This is a genomic window from Pseudomonas sp. YuFO20 (genome assembly GCF_035064975.1).
In the GTDB taxonomy this organism is placed as follows: domain Bacteria; phylum Pseudomonadota; class Gammaproteobacteria; order Pseudomonadales; family Pseudomonadaceae; genus Aquipseudomonas; species Aquipseudomonas putida_AE.
The window spans coordinates 29,477-43,135 of the sequence record NZ_JAXDEO010000029.1 but is presented as its reverse complement, the minus strand read 5'-3'; the positions used below and the strand labels follow the sequence as shown (position 1 = coordinate 43,135).

Annotated in this window: 15 protein-coding genes; 9 read left to right on the top strand and 6 right to left on the bottom strand. The window is 59.1% G+C overall.

All coding sequences use genetic code 11. From position 1 onward, the window contains the following. Window positions 1–77: 77 nt before the first annotated feature. From sucC to SOP85_RS17450, 5 genes are all read left to right on the top strand, one after another. Window positions 78–1,244, top strand: a complete 1,167-nt coding sequence (gene sucC, locus SOP85_RS17470; RefSeq protein WP_007919879.1) for an ADP-forming succinate--CoA ligase subunit beta — start codon at window positions 78–80, stop codon at window positions 1,242–1,244. Beyond that, window positions 1,244–2,125, top strand: coding sequence for a succinate--CoA ligase subunit alpha (gene sucD, locus SOP85_RS17465; RefSeq protein WP_323627667.1), 882 nt, complete (start codon window positions 1,244–1,246; stop codon window positions 2,123–2,125). The genes sucC and sucD overlap by 1 nt, the downstream gene beginning before the upstream one ends. A 401-nt stretch (window positions 2,126–2,526) precedes the next feature. Further along, the gene (gene brnQ, locus SOP85_RS17460) at window positions 2,527–3,840 is read left to right on the top strand and encodes a branched-chain amino acid transport system II carrier protein (RefSeq protein ID WP_323627666.1); all 1,314 of its coding nucleotides are present in this window, start codon (window positions 2,527–2,529) and stop codon (window positions 3,838–3,840) included. A 263-nt stretch (window positions 3,841–4,103) separates the two neighbouring features. After that, window positions 4,104–4,841 (top strand): DUF599 domain-containing protein, encoded by a 738-nt coding sequence (locus SOP85_RS17455; protein WP_180202787.1) that lies wholly within the window; start codon window positions 4,104–4,106, stop codon window positions 4,839–4,841. After that, the gene (locus SOP85_RS17450; RefSeq protein WP_323608821.1) at window positions 4,841–5,242 is read left to right on the top strand and encodes an MAPEG family protein; all 402 of its coding nucleotides are present in this window, start codon (window positions 4,841–4,843) and stop codon (window positions 5,240–5,242) included. The genes SOP85_RS17455 and SOP85_RS17450 overlap by 1 nt, the downstream gene beginning before the upstream one ends. Before the next feature lie 66 nt (window positions 5,243–5,308). Here the strand turns inward: SOP85_RS17450 and SOP85_RS17445 are convergent, their stop codons facing one another. Next, complete coding sequence (locus tag SOP85_RS17445; RefSeq protein ID WP_046819383.1) at window positions 5,309–5,545, bottom strand: hypothetical protein; 237 nt, start codon at window positions 5,543–5,545, stop codon at window positions 5,309–5,311. Window positions 5,546–5,703: 158 nt separating this feature from the next. Here SOP85_RS17445 and SOP85_RS17440 point away from each other — a divergent pair, with 158 nt between their 5' ends. The 4 genes from SOP85_RS17440 to SOP85_RS17425 all read left to right on the top strand — a co-directional run bounded on the left by SOP85_RS17440 (window position 5,704) and on the right by SOP85_RS17425 (window position 9,411). Continuing rightward, a complete protein-coding gene (locus SOP85_RS17440) occupies window positions 5,704–6,180 on the top strand; it encodes a PaaI family thioesterase (protein WP_323627664.1) in 477 nt (158 codons plus the stop codon). After that, complete coding sequence (locus tag SOP85_RS17435; RefSeq protein WP_323627662.1) at window positions 6,177–6,629, top strand: PaaI family thioesterase; 453 nt, start codon at window positions 6,177–6,179, stop codon at window positions 6,627–6,629. The genes SOP85_RS17440 and SOP85_RS17435 overlap by 4 nt, the downstream gene beginning before the upstream one ends. Before the next feature lie 81 nt (window positions 6,630–6,710). Further along, complete coding sequence (gene htpG, locus SOP85_RS17430; protein WP_323627660.1) at window positions 6,711–8,615, top strand: molecular chaperone HtpG; 1,905 nt, start codon at window positions 6,711–6,713, stop codon at window positions 8,613–8,615. A 67-nt stretch (window positions 8,616–8,682) separates the two neighbouring features. After that, window positions 8,683–9,411 carry a dienelactone hydrolase family protein gene (locus SOP85_RS17425; protein ID WP_323627658.1) on the top strand — a complete coding sequence of 243 codons (729 nt, stop codon included), beginning with the start codon at window positions 8,683–8,685 and terminating at the stop codon, window positions 9,409–9,411. A gap of 108 nt (window positions 9,412–9,519) precedes the next feature. Here SOP85_RS17425 and SOP85_RS17420 read toward each other — a convergent pair whose 3' ends face one another. The 5 genes from SOP85_RS17420 to purM form a co-directional block, all read right to left on the bottom strand. After that, entirely contained in the window at window positions 9,520–10,380 is an 861-nt protein-coding gene (locus SOP85_RS17420; protein ID WP_323627656.1) for a pirin family protein, read from the bottom strand. Between the two features lie 61 nt (window positions 10,381–10,441). Next, the gene (locus SOP85_RS17415) at window positions 10,442–10,858 is read right to left on the bottom strand and encodes an OsmC family protein (RefSeq protein ID WP_323627655.1); all 417 of its coding nucleotides are present in this window, start codon (window positions 10,856–10,858) and stop codon (window positions 10,442–10,444) included. A 212-nt stretch (window positions 10,859–11,070) separates the two neighbouring features. Then, window positions 11,071–11,784 carry a DUF3108 domain-containing protein gene (locus SOP85_RS17410; RefSeq protein ID WP_274074908.1) on the bottom strand — a complete coding sequence of 238 codons (714 nt, stop codon included), beginning with the start codon at window positions 11,782–11,784 and terminating at the stop codon, window positions 11,071–11,073. A gap of 8 nt (window positions 11,785–11,792) precedes the next feature. Then, window positions 11,793–12,443, bottom strand: a complete 651-nt coding sequence (gene purN / locus SOP85_RS17405; RefSeq protein WP_323627653.1) for a phosphoribosylglycinamide formyltransferase — start codon at window positions 12,441–12,443, stop codon at window positions 11,793–11,795. Then, on the bottom strand, window positions 12,443–13,501 hold the full coding sequence (purM, locus tag SOP85_RS17400; protein ID WP_274074910.1) for a phosphoribosylformylglycinamidine cyclo-ligase: 1,059 nt from the start codon (window positions 13,499–13,501) through the stop codon (window positions 12,443–12,445). Before purM ends, purN begins: the two co-directional genes overlap by 1 nt. Window positions 13,502–13,659: the final 158 nt, after the last annotated feature.

The window sequence follows — 13,659 nt, the reverse complement described above, 5'->3', positions numbered from 1 at the left end:
GCAGCAGTCACAGGTGGTGCGGCACTTGAACAAGTGCAGCACCGAATGCGCAGTACCTAACGAAGACGGTAATAAGCATGAATCTTCACGAGTATCAGGGTAAGCAGCTGTTCGCTGAGTACGGCCTGCCAGTTTCCACTGGTTACGCAGTAGACACCCCAGAAGCAGCAGCAGAAGCTTGCGACAAAATCGGCGGCAGCGAGTGGGTTGTCAAAGCCCAGGTCCACGCCGGTGGTCGCGGTAAAGCGGGCGGCGTCAAGCTGGTTCGCAGCAAAGAAGACGCCAAAGCCTTCGCACAGCAGTGGCTGGGCAAGCGTCTGGTGACTTACCAGACTGACGCCAATGGCCAGCCAGTCACCAAGATCCTGGTTGAATCGTGCACTGATATCGCTAAAGAGCTGTACCTGGGCGCTGTCGTTGACCGTTCGAGCCGTCGTATCGTGTTCATGGCTTCCACCGAAGGTGGCGTGGACATCGAGAAAATCGCTCACGACACTCCAGAAAAAATTCTGAAAGCCACTATCGATCCACTGGTTGGCGCTCAGCCATTCCAGGGTCGCGAGCTGGCATTCCAGCTGGGTCTGGAAGGCAAGCAGGTTGCCCAGTTCGCCAAGATCTTCGTAGGTCTGGCCAAGCTGTTCAAGGATCACGACCTGGCGCTGCTGGAAGTGAACCCGCTGGTGATCAAGGCTGACGGCGATCTGCACTGCCTGGACGCCAAGATCAACATCGACGCCAACGCCATGTACCGTCAGCCTAAGCTGAAGACTTTCCACGATCCGTCGCAAGACGATCCGCGCGAAGCGCACGCTGCCAAGTTCGAACTGAACTACGTAGCGCTGGAAGGCAACATCGGTTGCATGGTCAACGGTGCTGGCCTGGCCATGGGTACCATGGACATCGTCAACCTGCATGGCGGCAAGCCAGCCAACTTCCTCGACGTGGGCGGCGGCGCTACCAAAGAACGCGTTACCGAAGCTTTCAAAATCATTCTGTCCGACACCAACGTCGCCGCAGTACTGGTTAACATCTTCGGCGGCATCGTTCGTTGCGACATGATTGCCGAAGGCATCATCGGTGCAGTGAAAGAAGTCGGCGTGAAAATCCCGGTTGTTGTTCGCCTTGAAGGCAACAACGCTGAGCTGGGCGCTAAAGTACTGGCAGAAAGCGGTTTGAACATCATCGCTGCTACCAGCCTGACCGACGCTGCTCAACAAGTTGTCAAAGCTGCGGAGGGCAAATAATGAGCGTCCTGATCAATAAAGACACCAAAGTTATCTGCCAGGGTATTACCGGTTCGCAAGGTAGTTTCCACACCCAGCAAGCCATCGAATACGGCACCCAGATGGTTGGTGGCGTTACTCCTGGCAAAGGCGGCACCGAGCACCTGGGTCTGCCAGTGTTCAACACCGTTAAAGACGCAGTAGAAGCCACTGGCGCTACCGCTTCCGTGATCTACGTTCCGGCTCCTTTCTGCAAAGATTCGATCCTGGAAGCTGCCTTCGGCGGCATCAAGCTGATCGTTTGCATCACCGAAGGCATTCCTACCCTGGACATGCTGGACGCTAAAGTTAAGTGCGACGAGCTGGGCGTAGTCCTGATCGGCCCTAACTGCCCAGGCGTTATCACTCCGGGCGAGTGCAAGATCGGCATCATGCCAGGTCACATTCACTTGCCAGGCAAGGTCGGTATCGTTTCCCGTTCCGGCACCCTGACCTACGAAGCTGTGAAGCAGACTACTGACGCCGGTTTCGGTCAGTCGACTTGCGTCGGCATCGGTGGTGACCCGATCCCGGGTTCGAACTTCATCGACATCCTGAAGCTGTTCCAGGAAGACCCGAAGACCGAAGCGATCGTGATGATCGGTGAGATCGGCGGTTCGGCTGAAGAAGAAGCGGCTGCCTACATCAAGGCACACGTGACCAAGCCGGTTGTTTCCTACATCGCTGGTGTGACTGCTCCTCCGGGCAAGCGCATGGGCCATGCTGGCGCAATCATCTCTGGCGGCAAAGGCACTGCAGACGAGAAATTCGCTGCTCTGCAAGACGCAGGCGTTAAAACCGTGCGTTCGCTGGCAGACATCGGCAAGGCCCTGGCCGAGCTGACTGGTTGGGCTGTCAAGTAAGCCTCGCGCTTAGCTGACGCTTCACCAAACAAAGGCCACCTTCGGGTGGCCTTTGTCGTTTCCGGGATTTGCGCAGAGGGTGCCGGCCTCTTCGCGAGCAAGCCCGCTCCCACAGTTGACCGCGTTCCAATGTGGGAGCGGGCTTGCTCGCGAAGACGGACTTACAGGCGACAACCATTTACATGCATAAATGCGACACGGAAATGTCGTGTATCGGATAGTCCGCCCTCTAACAGTGCGTTTACCGCCCAAATTCGTTAGGATACGCGCCATTTTTGCGTCTGCGGCCCACAAGGCTGCAACGCGCTAAAAGGGTTGGTCCCATACGGACCGACAGCATTTCCCTCACCCATAGGGAAATCCCTCTCTAAATTCCGATTCAGTAGTGTGGTATTTCCTTAATGAAAGTGTTGAAAGGCCAGGACATCCTGGCACTTGGTTTTATGACGTTTGCCCTGTTCGTCGGGGCTGGCAACATCATCTTCCCGCCTATCGTCGGTTTGCAGTCCGGGCCTCACGTCTGGATGGCGGCGCTGGGCTTCCTGATCACCGCGGTCGGCCTGCCCGTGGTCACCGTCGTCGCCCTGGCCAAGGTCGGTGGCGCCATGGATGCCCTGAGCAGCCCGATCGGCAAGATCGCCGGTGGCCTGCTCGCGGCGGCCTGCTACCTGGCTGTCGGCCCGCTGTTCGCCACCCCGCGTACCGCGACCGTGTCGTTCGAAGTCGGCCTGGCACCCCTGACCGGCGAAAGCCCGTTGGCGCTGTTCCTCTACAGTTCCGTGTACTTCCTGGTGGTGTTCTTCATCTCGCTGTACCCGGGCCGTTTGCTCGATACCGTAGGGCGCTTCCTCGCGCCGCTGAAGATCATCGCCCTGGCCGCGCTCGGCATCGCCGCGTTCGCGTTGCCGGCGGGTGACATTGGCCATGCAACGCCGGAATACGTGGCGGCTCCGTTCTCCCAAGGCTTCATCAATGGTTACCTGACCATGGATACCCTGGGTGCACTGGTGTTCGGCATCGTCATCGTCAACGCCATCCGCTCGCGCGGCGTCGAGTCGCCGGCGTTGATCACCCGTTACGCGATCATTGCCGGCCTGATTGCCGGCGTGGGCCTGGCGCTGGTCTACATCAGCCTGTTCCGCCTGGGTTCGGGCAGCCATGAAGTCGCTGCTGGTGCCACCAATGGAGCGGCCGTGTTGCACGCCTACGTGCAGCACACCTTCGGCTCCCTGGGCAGCGGTTTTCTCGCCGTCCTGATCTCTCTGGCCTGCCTGGTCACGGCGGTCGGCCTGACCTGTGCCTGCGCCGAGTACTTCAGCCGGGTGCTGCCACTGTCCTACAAGACGCTGGTGATCATCCTCGCGGCGTTCTCCCTGCTGGTGTCCAACCTGGGCCTGACCAAGCTGATCGCGTTCTCGATCCCGGTACTGACCGCGATCTACCCGCCGTGCATCGCCCTGGTGGCCCTGAGCTTCTGCAAGGACTTCTGGCATGAACAAGGCCGCATCGTCGGCCCGGTGATGCTGGTGTCGTTCCTCTTCGGCCTGATCGACGCCCTCAAGGGCGCGGGCCTGGCGGACTGGATGCCGACCCAACTGTCCCACCTGCCGCTCAGCGAGCAAGGCCTGGCATGGCTGGTGCCCTCGGTGATGACCCTGGTGGTTGCGGTGGTTTGCGACCGTCTGCTGGGCAAGCGCGAAGAAGCGCTGGCTTAAGCGTTGCCGGCCCGCCACGAGCGGGCTTGCAGGCAAATACAGAAATGCCCCGTATCAATCGATACGGGGCATTTTTTTTACCTGGAGTGCGGTGTCTTTTGCGTTGCGCTAACGTCGAAGCATTGCAAAACTCAATGTGGGAGCGGGCTTGCTCGCGAAAGCGGTTAATCATTCAACATCGATGTCGACTGACCCACCGCTTTCGCGAGCAAGCCCGCTCCCACAGGGTTTCAGTGTTCCGCCACTCCATCACAAGGACCTGCATGTCGTTCATCCAAGCCAACCTGATCCACATCCTTGCTGCCATCTGGTTCGTCATCTGCTGGGGCGGTTACACCCGCTATGCGACCTGGAAGGGCCGTGACACGGCCTGCCTGGCCAGCGTGCTGCACCTGTATCGTGAAGACTGGATGCGCCGCATGCTCCTGCGTGACAACCGCATCGCCGATGCCAGCGTGATCGGCAACCTGGAGCGCAATGCGTCGTTCTTTGCCTCCAGCACCCTGATTATCCTGGCCGGTATTCTCACGGTCCTTGGGGCGTCGGAAAGGGCGGTGTCGTTGCTGGCGGATATCCCGATGGTGCAGCAGGCATCCCAGGGAATGTCGGAGATCAAGTTGCTGTGCCTGGCGCTGGTGTTCGTCTATGCATTTTTTACCTTCAGCTGGTGCATGCGCCAGTACAACTTCGCCGCCATCCTGGTGGGCTCGGCCCCCATGGTCGGTGAGCGTCATGTCTCGGAGCAGGAGCGCAAAGCCTTTGCCAATCGGGCCGCCCGGGTTATTTCCATGGCCGCCAACCAGTTCAACTTCGGCCTGCGCTCTTACTATTTCGGCATGACCATGCTGGCCTGGTTCGTCAGCCCCTGGTTGTTCATGTTGATGAGTGCTGGCGTTGTGTTTGTGCTCTACCGTCGCGAGTTTCACTCCGACGTTCTCGATGTGATGGTCTATACCCCTACAGAGGCGCCATTGCCCGAGGTGAATAAAGAGGCCGCTTGATGAGTATTCCATTCTGGTGCGTGTTTATCAGTGCCGTACTGATTTACGTGGCGCGCATGCCCGTGACGACGGCCATGAAAGAGCAGGGCGGTTACAACAATCACCTGCCGCGCCAACAGCAAGCGCAGCTCACAGGGCTGGGCGCGCGCGCGGTGGCGGCGCATCAGAACAGTTTCGAGGCCTTCATATTGTTTGCGGTGGGGGTGTTGATGGCTCACACCACACAAACGGCGGGTTGGCTGATCGACTCCCTGGCGATCATCTTTGTGGTTACACGAGTCCTTTACCTGCTGTGTTATTGGAAAGACCTGGCCTGGCAACGAAGCCTGGTCTGGCTGGTGGGTTTGATCTGTTCCTTGTTGCTGATGATTAGTCCGACTTTTCGAACGATTTTGCTCTAGCGAGTAAATCGCAGGCAAAAGAAAACCCGCACTTGGCGGGTTTTCTTTACCACGCTAAAAACCGGATCAGTTTTTAGGCGCGGCTTCTTTTGCTGCGGCTTCGTTCGATTCAGCCTGAGCTTTGGCGGCTTCGGCATTTTCTTTTGCAGCGTCGTTCACTTTATCCTGAGCTTTGTTCATGTCTTGCTGTGCTTGCTCAGCATGTTCGGCGGCATCTTGAGCTTTGTCCTCGGATTTTTTATCGCAAGCAGCGAGACCGAGGGAAGCGGTCAACATCAAGGCAATAGCAAAAGTCTTACGCATGGGGTGTTTCTCCTTGTGGAAAAGATCTATCTGGCCTTAAGAGCCTTGGCGTCATGGTTAAGTTCCACAAATTATTTCAGATATATAAGTTTGTTCTAGCGCGGAACCTTTACCTGGCTCTCTACTTCACTGCCAACTAAACAAGAGTCTTTATCAACATGGCCGAAAACCCCGTTTTTGAGCGTGCGACACGGTTCCTGTCGGCACTGCGACATTGTTCGGTGCTTGGATTGCGCGTTCACAGCGCCAGTGCCGAAGGGCTCACCGTAGTGCTGCCATACAGCCCGCAAATCGTCGGCAACCCCCAGACCGGGGTAATTCACGGCGGCGCCCTGACCACCTTGATGGACACCGCCTGTGGCATGTCTACCCTCTGCGTACTGCCTGAGTTCGAAGTCTGCCCGACCCTCGACCTGCGCATCGACTACATGCACGCTGCCGAACCGCATAAGGATGTCTATGGCTTCGCCCAGTGCTATCGGGTGACCACCGACGTGATATTCGCCCGCGGATTTGCCTATCAGGATGACCCGGAGCAGCCGATTGCCCATGTCGTGGGCACTTTCATGCGCATGGGCAAGGGCATCAAGGGGACCAAGGGTTTTGGCGGCGTGATTGCAGGAGGTGCGAAGTGAGCGAGTCGTTCAAGGAGCAACTGCAACAGGCCCATGAGCAGGGCGAATATGCGCCGCTGTTGAACCTGATTCCCTACGCCGGATTGATCGGTGTCGAATGCTCGCGGGTGGGGGACGAGCTGCTGTTTCGCCTGCCGGCCAACAAGGACAACATCGGCAACCCGTTGTTGCCGGCCATCCATGGCGGCGTGATCGCCGGTTTCATGGAGCTTTCCGCCGCGCTGCACCTGCTGGTGGCGACCGGTTCGCCGGGCGTGCCGAAGATCATCGACTTCTCCCTCGATTACCTGCGCGCCGGGCAGTTTCGCGATACCTGGGCCCGTTGCCAGGTGTGTCGCCAGGGGCGCCGGGTCGCCAACGTGGCGATTACCGCCTGGCAAAGCACCGAAGCGGAACCCATCGCCACGGCCCGGGCGCATTTCAAACTGGATGAGCCCTTGAAATCCTGAATGCTGCCCCCAACTCTGATGACAACCCGCCGCCGACCCTCATGGTCGCGGCTTATGCCATCTGATTGGAGTTTGATGACCATGAGTGTGGAAACTCAAAAGGAAACCCTGGGCTTCCAGACCGAGGTGAAGCAACTGCTGCACCTCATGATCCATTCGCTGTATTCCAACAAGGAAATTTTCCTTCGCGAACTGATCTCGAACGCCTCTGACGCTGTAGACAAATTACGTTTCGAAGCCTTGGCCAAGCCAGAGCTGCTGGAAGGTGGCGCCGAACTGAAAATCCGCGTGAGCTTCGACAAGGACGCCAAGACCGTCACCCTCGAAGACAACGGCATCGGCATGAGCCGCGAAGACGCGATCACCCACCTGGGCACCATCGCCAAGTCGGGCACCGCCGATTTCATGAAGCACCTGACCGGCGACCAGAAGAAAGACTCGCACCTGATCGGCCAGTTCGGTGTCGGTTTCTACTCCGCTTTCATCGTCGCCGACAAAGTCGACGTGTTCAGCCGTCGCGCCGGTAGCCCGGCCAGCGAAGGCGTGCACTGGTCGTCCAAAGGTGAGGGCGATTTCGAAGTCGCCACCATCGACAAGGCTGACCGTGGTACTCGCATCGTCCTGCACCTGAAGTCCGGTGAAGACGAGTTCGCCGATGGCTGGCGCCTGCGTAACATCATCAAGAAGTACTCCGACCACATCGCTCTGCCGATCGAGCTGCCGAAAGAAGTGGCCGCTGCCGAGGGTGAAGAGAAGCCGGCCGTTGAATGGGAAACCGTCAACCGCGCCAGCGCCCTGTGGACCCGACCGCGTACCGAAATCAAGGACGAGGAATACCAGGAGTTCTACAAGCACATCGCCCACGACTTCGAAAACCCGCTGAGCTGGAGCCACAACAAGGTTGAAGGCAAGCTGGAATACAGCTCGCTGCTGTACGTGCCGGCCCGAGCGCCATTCGACCTGTACCAGCGTGAAGCACCGAAAGGTCTGAAGCTGTACGTGCAGCGCGTGTTCGTCATGGATCAGGCCGAGTCTTTCCTGCCGCTTTACCTGCGCTTCATCAAAGGCGTGGTCGACTCCAACGACCTGTCGCTGAACGTGTCGCGGGAAATCCTGCAGAAAGACCCGATCATCGACTCCATGAAGTCGGCGCTGACCAAGCGCGTGCTGGACATGCTCGAAAAACTGGCGAAGAACGACCCAGAGCAATACAAAGGCTTCTGGAAAAACTTCGGCCAGGTCATGAAAGAAGGCCCGGCAGAAGACTTCGCCAACAAAGAGAAAATCGCCGGCCTGTTGCGTTTTGCATCGACCATCGGTGATGACGGCGAACAGGTTGTCGGCCTGGCCGAGTACCTGGCACGCGCCAAGGAAGGTCAGGACAAGATCTACTACCTGACCGGCGAAACCTACGCACAGGTCAAGAACAGCCCGCACCTGGAAGTCTTCCGCAAGAAAGGCATCGAAGTGCTGCTGCTGACTGACCGTATCGACGAGTGGCTGATGAGCTACCTCAGCGATTTCGACGGCAAGAGCTTTGTTGACGTGGCGCGCGGTGACCTGGACCTGGGCAACCTGGACTCGGAAGAGGACAAGAAGGCCGCGGAAGAAGTCGCCAAGTCCAAAGAAGGTCTGGTCGAGCGTCTGAAGTCTGCACTGGGCGAATCCGTGGCTGAAGTACGGGTATCCCATCGCCTGACCGACTCCCCGGCGATCCTGGCCATCGGCGAGCAGGACCTGGGCCTGCAGATGCGTCAGATCCTCGAAGCCAGCGGGCAGAAGGTTCCGGATTCGAAGCCGATCTTCGAATTCAACCCGGCTCACCCACTGATCGAGAAGCTCGACAACGAGCAGAGCGACGAGCGCTTTGGCGATCTGTCGCACATCCTCTTCGATCAGGCGGCCCTGGCGGCCGGCGACAGCTTGAAAGACCCGGCGGCCTATGTGCGCCGTCTGAACAAGCTATTGGTTGAGCTGTCGGCTTAACTTCGTTGTAGAAAAACCCGCTTCGGCGGGTTTTTTCATTCTGGTGTAAAAAAATCAGGAGTCAGAAATGAGCCAAATCACTGTACGTTCTGTTGCCTATCAGATTGATGGCCAATCCTACGAAAGCCGCCTGGCGTTCGACGCTGACCACAAAGGGCCACGTCCAGGCCTGTTGATGGCGCCGAACTGGATGGGCGTCGGTGCCGGTGCCGAGGAGATCGCCAAGTCGGTCGCGGCCAAGGGCTACGTGGTGCTGATCGCGGATCTCTATGGTCAATCGGTTCGTCCGCAGAACAACGATGAGGCAGGCGCGGCAATGATGCCGCTGAAGAACGATCGGCCGTTGCTGCGCAAGCGCATGCGGGTGGCGTTCGAGCAGTTGCAAAGCCAGGGAGAGGCCGCTGTCGATACGTCGAAACTGGCCACGTTCGGTTTCTGTTTCGGTGGTTGCTGCGCGCTGGAGTTTGCGCGTACGGGTGCGCCCGTGAAGGCGGCGGTGTCGTTCCACGGTACGCTGGATACCCCGGACGTCAATGATGCGAAAAACATCAAGGGCTCGGTATTGGTGCTGCACGGTGCTTCCGATCCGTTGGTGCCTAAGGAGCAACTGCCGGCTTTCGAAGATGAAATGAATGCCGCGGGCGTGGATTGGCAGCTGCTGAGCTACGGCGGCGCGTTCCACTCGTTTACCGATCCCCATGCGAACGTACCGGGCATGATGATGTACGACGCCAAGGTCGCCGCTCGGGCCTTCACTTCGATGCACAATCTGCTGGATGAAGTGTTCAAGGGCTGATTGCGATAGTGCCGGCCTCTTCGCGAGCAAGCCCGCTCCCACATTGGAATGCGGTCAACCGTGGGAGCGGGCTTGCTCGCGAAGGCGATGTGAAACTCACAAAAAGTCTTAAGGAAGTTCGATCCGCTCAACTTCCCCCGGCACCGTCGGCCAATCCCCGGCCGCCCAACGCCGGCGCGCTTCATCGATGGCTGCCGGGTCGCTCGCCACGAAATTCCAGTTGATTCGCCGCGGCCCATCCAGCGGCGCACCCCCGAACAACACCGCATGACTGTCGCTCTCGGCGAACAAGGTCATCTCTTCACCGGCCGGCAACACCACCAGCGAATGCGGCTCTATCGGCTCGCCATCGAGCTGCACGTCACCGCTCAACACATACAGCGCGCGCTCTTCATGCTCGGTAGGAATCAGCAGGGTTGTCGCCGTTTGCAGGTTCAATTCGGCATACAGCGTCGGTGAAAGCACCGGAACCGGCGATTCGAGGCAAAAGCCCGAGCCGGCGATCATGCGGATCTTCACCCCGAGGTTTTCGCTGACCGGCAGGGTGGCAGCGGGGTGGTGGCTGTAGTGTCCGGGGCCCTGTTCCCGGTCTTTGGGCGAGGCCAGCCAGATCTGCAGGCCGTGCATGGTGAAGCCGCTTTCCTTGAGGGCTTCGGGTGTGCGCTCGACATGAGCGATGGCGCTGCCGGCGGTCATCCAGCTGACATCCCCGGCGTTGACCACCTGGTCCGAACCGAGGCTGTCCTTGTGCTGCAACTGGCCTTCAAACAGGTAGGTGAGCGTGGAGAGACCGATGTGTGGATGCTGGCGGATGTTCATGCCCGTGCCCGCCGCATAACGGGTTTCGAGCATGTGGTCGAAAAACACGAAGGGCCCGACATTGCGGCATTTGGCTGACGGTAACGGGCGAAGAATCGGCTGGCCTTCGACATCTTCGGCGCGGGGGCGGATCACGAGCGGAGTGTTCATGGTGCGTTCCAGGCTGAGCGGGTAATGCGTCGAGCATAACCCGCTTGCGCAGCCCTTGCCGCTATTGGCTGAACGCGCCTTCGGCCAGATGGGTTTCGATGCTGACTTCAGAGGTGGTCATCAGCTTGTGCACCGGGCAGCGATCGGCCACCCGGTGCAGCTCATCGCGCTGGGCGTCGGTGAGCACGCCCTTGAGGGTCAGTTTCACATGCAGGGCATATTTGCCTTTCTGCTCTTCGCTGTTGTCGCGTTTGACCTCCACACCAACGCCCGTTAGCGGAATGTCCTTTTTCTTCGCGTAGATCTTCAAGGTCAAGGCTTTGCAGGCGCCCAGCGCTGCGTCGAAATAATCATGAGGCTCTGGCGCGCTGCCTTCGCCACCGGCGGAGACGGGAGCGTCGGCAAACAACTCGTGGTCATCGATCTGGACGGTATGGCGAAGACCTTCGGCGGAAACGGTGTTGACGGTAACAGTCATGGGAAACCTCGCAGGCAGCAGGAAAAGTCATTCGATCAAAAAAGACCTTGAAGGTATAGAGCATTGCGCCAGTTGTGCGTTCCTTTAAAAGATCGCAGCCTTCGGCAGCTCCTACAAGAGACCGAATTCCCGTGTAGGAGCTGCCGAAGGCTGCGATCTTTTGATCTTAAAAAAAGCCCCGCAAGTGCGGGGCTCCTTCAAACATATGAGTATCAGCTGCCTTTAACCGGCTTGCCGTTCACCGTACCGTCCAGGAGCATGATGTTGTACTCCTTGCCGTCGGTCTCGACCTGTTGCAGGCGAACCAGGAGGTAATCCCAATCCTTGGCGAACCACAGCACGGTGATGCGCTTGCTTTGTGTCGGGTCGCGGACGCGCTCGACCTTGATTGCATCGATCTGGCCAGCCTTGGTTTCGACTTTTTCCGAACCCAGCACGCGGAAGTCATAGGTATCGACTTCGCCATCATCGACAACCTGATAGCTCATGCTTTTCTTGCCGGCGGCCACGTCATGCTGCAGCGCCAGCTGGTAGGTGGATTTGTCGAGCATGCCGCGGTTGAGGGCAATATTGACCGCGTCGCCACGATCGGTGCCGGTGACCTTCTTGGCGGTCCAGTCGAAGTCCAGGTCAGCCTTCTTGGCTTTGCCCAGGCCACCGCGTTCGAAGTGGTAGGACTGTGGCAGCAGGGTGTCCTTGTCGACAGTCAGGGTGCTTTCTTCGGACAGGCTGGCGATCATCATCGACGCCTTGAAATTGAGCTTCCAGACGCCGTTGGCTTCCTTGGTCAGGCTGCGTTCAGCCGTGCCGCTCATGGGCAACTGCTTCCAGTCGGCGGTGTAGCTGGCGGAGAAAGGTTGAAGGTCTGCAGCCTGTGCGAAGGGCAAGGCGAGCAGAGCGCAAGCGAAGAGCAGGGCGCGACGCATAAAATCTCCTAGGTTCGAATCAAGTGGCCGCTGGGCGCAAGCAACTGTCCATCCAGTAAAGCACCTTGCTCGCCGAGGGATAACCGGCCTTCGGCAAACCAGCGTACAGCCATGGGGTAGATCAGGTGTTCCTGTACATGGACCCGCTGCGCCAGACTCTGCGGCGAGTCATGCAACTCTACCGGTATTACTGCTTGTACGACCAGTGGTCCGCCATCGAGTTCCTCGGTGACGAAGTGCACGGAGCAGCCGTGTTCAGCGTCGCCGGCCTCCAGCGCGCGCTGATGAGTGTGTAACCCTTTGTATTTGGGTAGCAGCGAGGGATGGATATTGAGCAGGCGGCCCGCGTAGTGGCGCACGAAGTCAGCGCTTAGAATGCGCATGAACCCGGCCAGGACCACGAGTTTGGGATTGAAGGCGTCGATCAGTTCGATCAGCGCGGCGTCGAAGGCCTCGCGGCCCTCGAAAGCCTTGTGATCCAGGGTGCGGGTGTCGATACCCGCGTCCCTGGCGCGTTGCAGGCCATAGGCATCGGCGCGGTTGGAAATCACCGCAGCGACGCGGACCGGGCTGTCGCCGGTCCGCGTGCTGTCGATCAAGGCCTGCAAGTTACTGCCGGTGCCGGATAGCAGCACCACAACATCACAGGTGGCTGACATTAATGAGCCTTGAGGTTCTTCAGTTCAACCTGGGCAGCGCCTTCGGCAGCGGTGGCGATCTGACCGATGACCCAAGGCTGCTCGCCAGCTTCACGCAGCACGTTCAGTGCGGTTTCCACGTGCTCTTGAGCCACGCAGATAACCATGCCCACGCCGCAGTTCAGCACGCGGTGCATTTCGTTTTCGTCGACGTTGCCTTTTTCCTGCAGCCAGTCGAACACCGCCGGGCGGGTCCAGCTTGCTACGTCAACCACCGCTTGTGCGCCTTTTGGCAGAACGCGCGGGATGTTGTCCAGCAGGCCGCCACCGGTGATGTGGGCCATGGCTTTGACGGCGCCGGTTTCCTTGATCAGCTTGAGCAGCGGCTTCACGTAGATACGGGTCGGGGCCATCAGCAGGTCGGTCAGCGGCTTGCCGTCGAGCTGGATATTCTCGATGTCGGCAGCGGACACTTCGATGATCTTGCGGATCAGCGAGTAGCCGTTGGAGTGCGGACCCGAAGAAGGCAGGGCGAGCAGGGCATCGCCGGCAGCGACTTTGGAGCCGTCGATGATTTCGGATTTTTCCACGACGCCGACGCAGAAGCCGGCCAGGTCGTAGTCTTCGCCTTCGTACATGCCTGGCATTTCAGCGGTTTCGCCGCCCACCAGGGAGCAACCGGACAGTTCGCAGCCAGCACCGATGCCGGTCACGACCTGGGTCGCGGTTTCTACGTTGAGTTTGCCGGTGGCGTAGTAGTCGAGGAAGAACAGCGGCTCGGCGCCGCACACCACCAGGTCGTTGACGCACATGGCAACCAGGTCGATGCCGATGCTGTCGTGCTTGTTCAGGTTCAATGCCAGGCGCAGCTTGGTGCCGACGCCGTCGGTACCGGAAACCAGCACGGGCTGCTTGTAGCCGGCCGGGATTTCGCAGAGGGCGCCAAAACCGCCCAGGCCGCCCATGACTTCCGGGCGCGCAGTGCGCTTGGCGACGCTCTTGATGCGTTCGACCAATGCTTCACCGGCGTCGATGTCTACACCGGCGTCCTTGTAGCTCAGGGAGGGTTGCTTGCTCATGATCCAGGCCTTTAGGGGGGATTTCTGGGTAACGACCGAGTCCAGCGGGACCGCCGACATCGACGAAGGTGATTGCCTCACGCGATATTCGAGGGTGCCCGGCTGTTGCCGGTCTGCGAAGGCGCGCGATTTTATCAGGCTTGACGGTCAGCGGCCAT

What these genes read in the sequence shown, in the direction of transcription:
- sucC (WP_007919879.1), top strand. Translation starts at nt 78, where the DNA reads ATGAATCTTCACGAGTATCAGGGTAAGCAGCTGTTCGCTGAGTACGGC.
- sucD (WP_323627667.1), top strand. Translation starts at nt 1,244, where the DNA reads ATGAGCGTCCTGATCAATAAAGACACCAAAGTTATCTGCCAGGGTATT.
- brnQ (WP_323627666.1), top strand. Translation starts at nt 2,527, where the DNA reads ATGAAAGTGTTGAAAGGCCAGGACATCCTGGCACTTGGTTTTATGACG.
- SOP85_RS17455 (WP_180202787.1), top strand. Translation starts at nt 4,104, where the DNA reads ATGTCGTTCATCCAAGCCAACCTGATCCACATCCTTGCTGCCATCTGG.
- SOP85_RS17450 (WP_323608821.1), top strand. Translation starts at nt 4,841, where the DNA reads ATGAGTATTCCATTCTGGTGCGTGTTTATCAGTGCCGTACTGATTTAC.
- SOP85_RS17445 (WP_046819383.1), bottom strand. Translation starts at nt 5,545, where the DNA reads ATGCGTAAGACTTTTGCTATTGCCTTGATGTTGACCGCTTCCCTCGGT.
- SOP85_RS17440 (WP_323627664.1), top strand. Translation starts at nt 5,704, where the DNA reads ATGGCCGAAAACCCCGTTTTTGAGCGTGCGACACGGTTCCTGTCGGCA.
- htpG (WP_323627660.1), top strand. Translation starts at nt 6,711, where the DNA reads ATGAGTGTGGAAACTCAAAAGGAAACCCTGGGCTTCCAGACCGAGGTG.
- SOP85_RS17425 (WP_323627658.1), top strand. Translation starts at nt 8,683, where the DNA reads ATGAGCCAAATCACTGTACGTTCTGTTGCCTATCAGATTGATGGCCAA.
- SOP85_RS17420 (WP_323627656.1), bottom strand. Translation starts at nt 10,380, where the DNA reads ATGAACACTCCGCTCGTGATCCGCCCCCGCGCCGAAGATGTCGAAGGC.
- SOP85_RS17415 (WP_323627655.1), bottom strand. Translation starts at nt 10,858, where the DNA reads ATGACTGTTACCGTCAACACCGTTTCCGCCGAAGGTCTTCGCCATACC.
- SOP85_RS17410 (WP_274074908.1), bottom strand. Translation starts at nt 11,784, where the DNA reads ATGCGTCGCGCCCTGCTCTTCGCTTGCGCTCTGCTCGCCTTGCCCTTC.
- purN (WP_323627653.1), bottom strand. Translation starts at nt 12,443, where the DNA reads ATGTCAGCCACCTGTGATGTTGTGGTGCTGCTATCCGGCACCGGCAGT.
- purM (WP_274074910.1), bottom strand. Translation starts at nt 13,501, where the DNA reads ATGAGCAAGCAACCCTCCCTGAGCTACAAGGACGCCGGTGTAGACATC.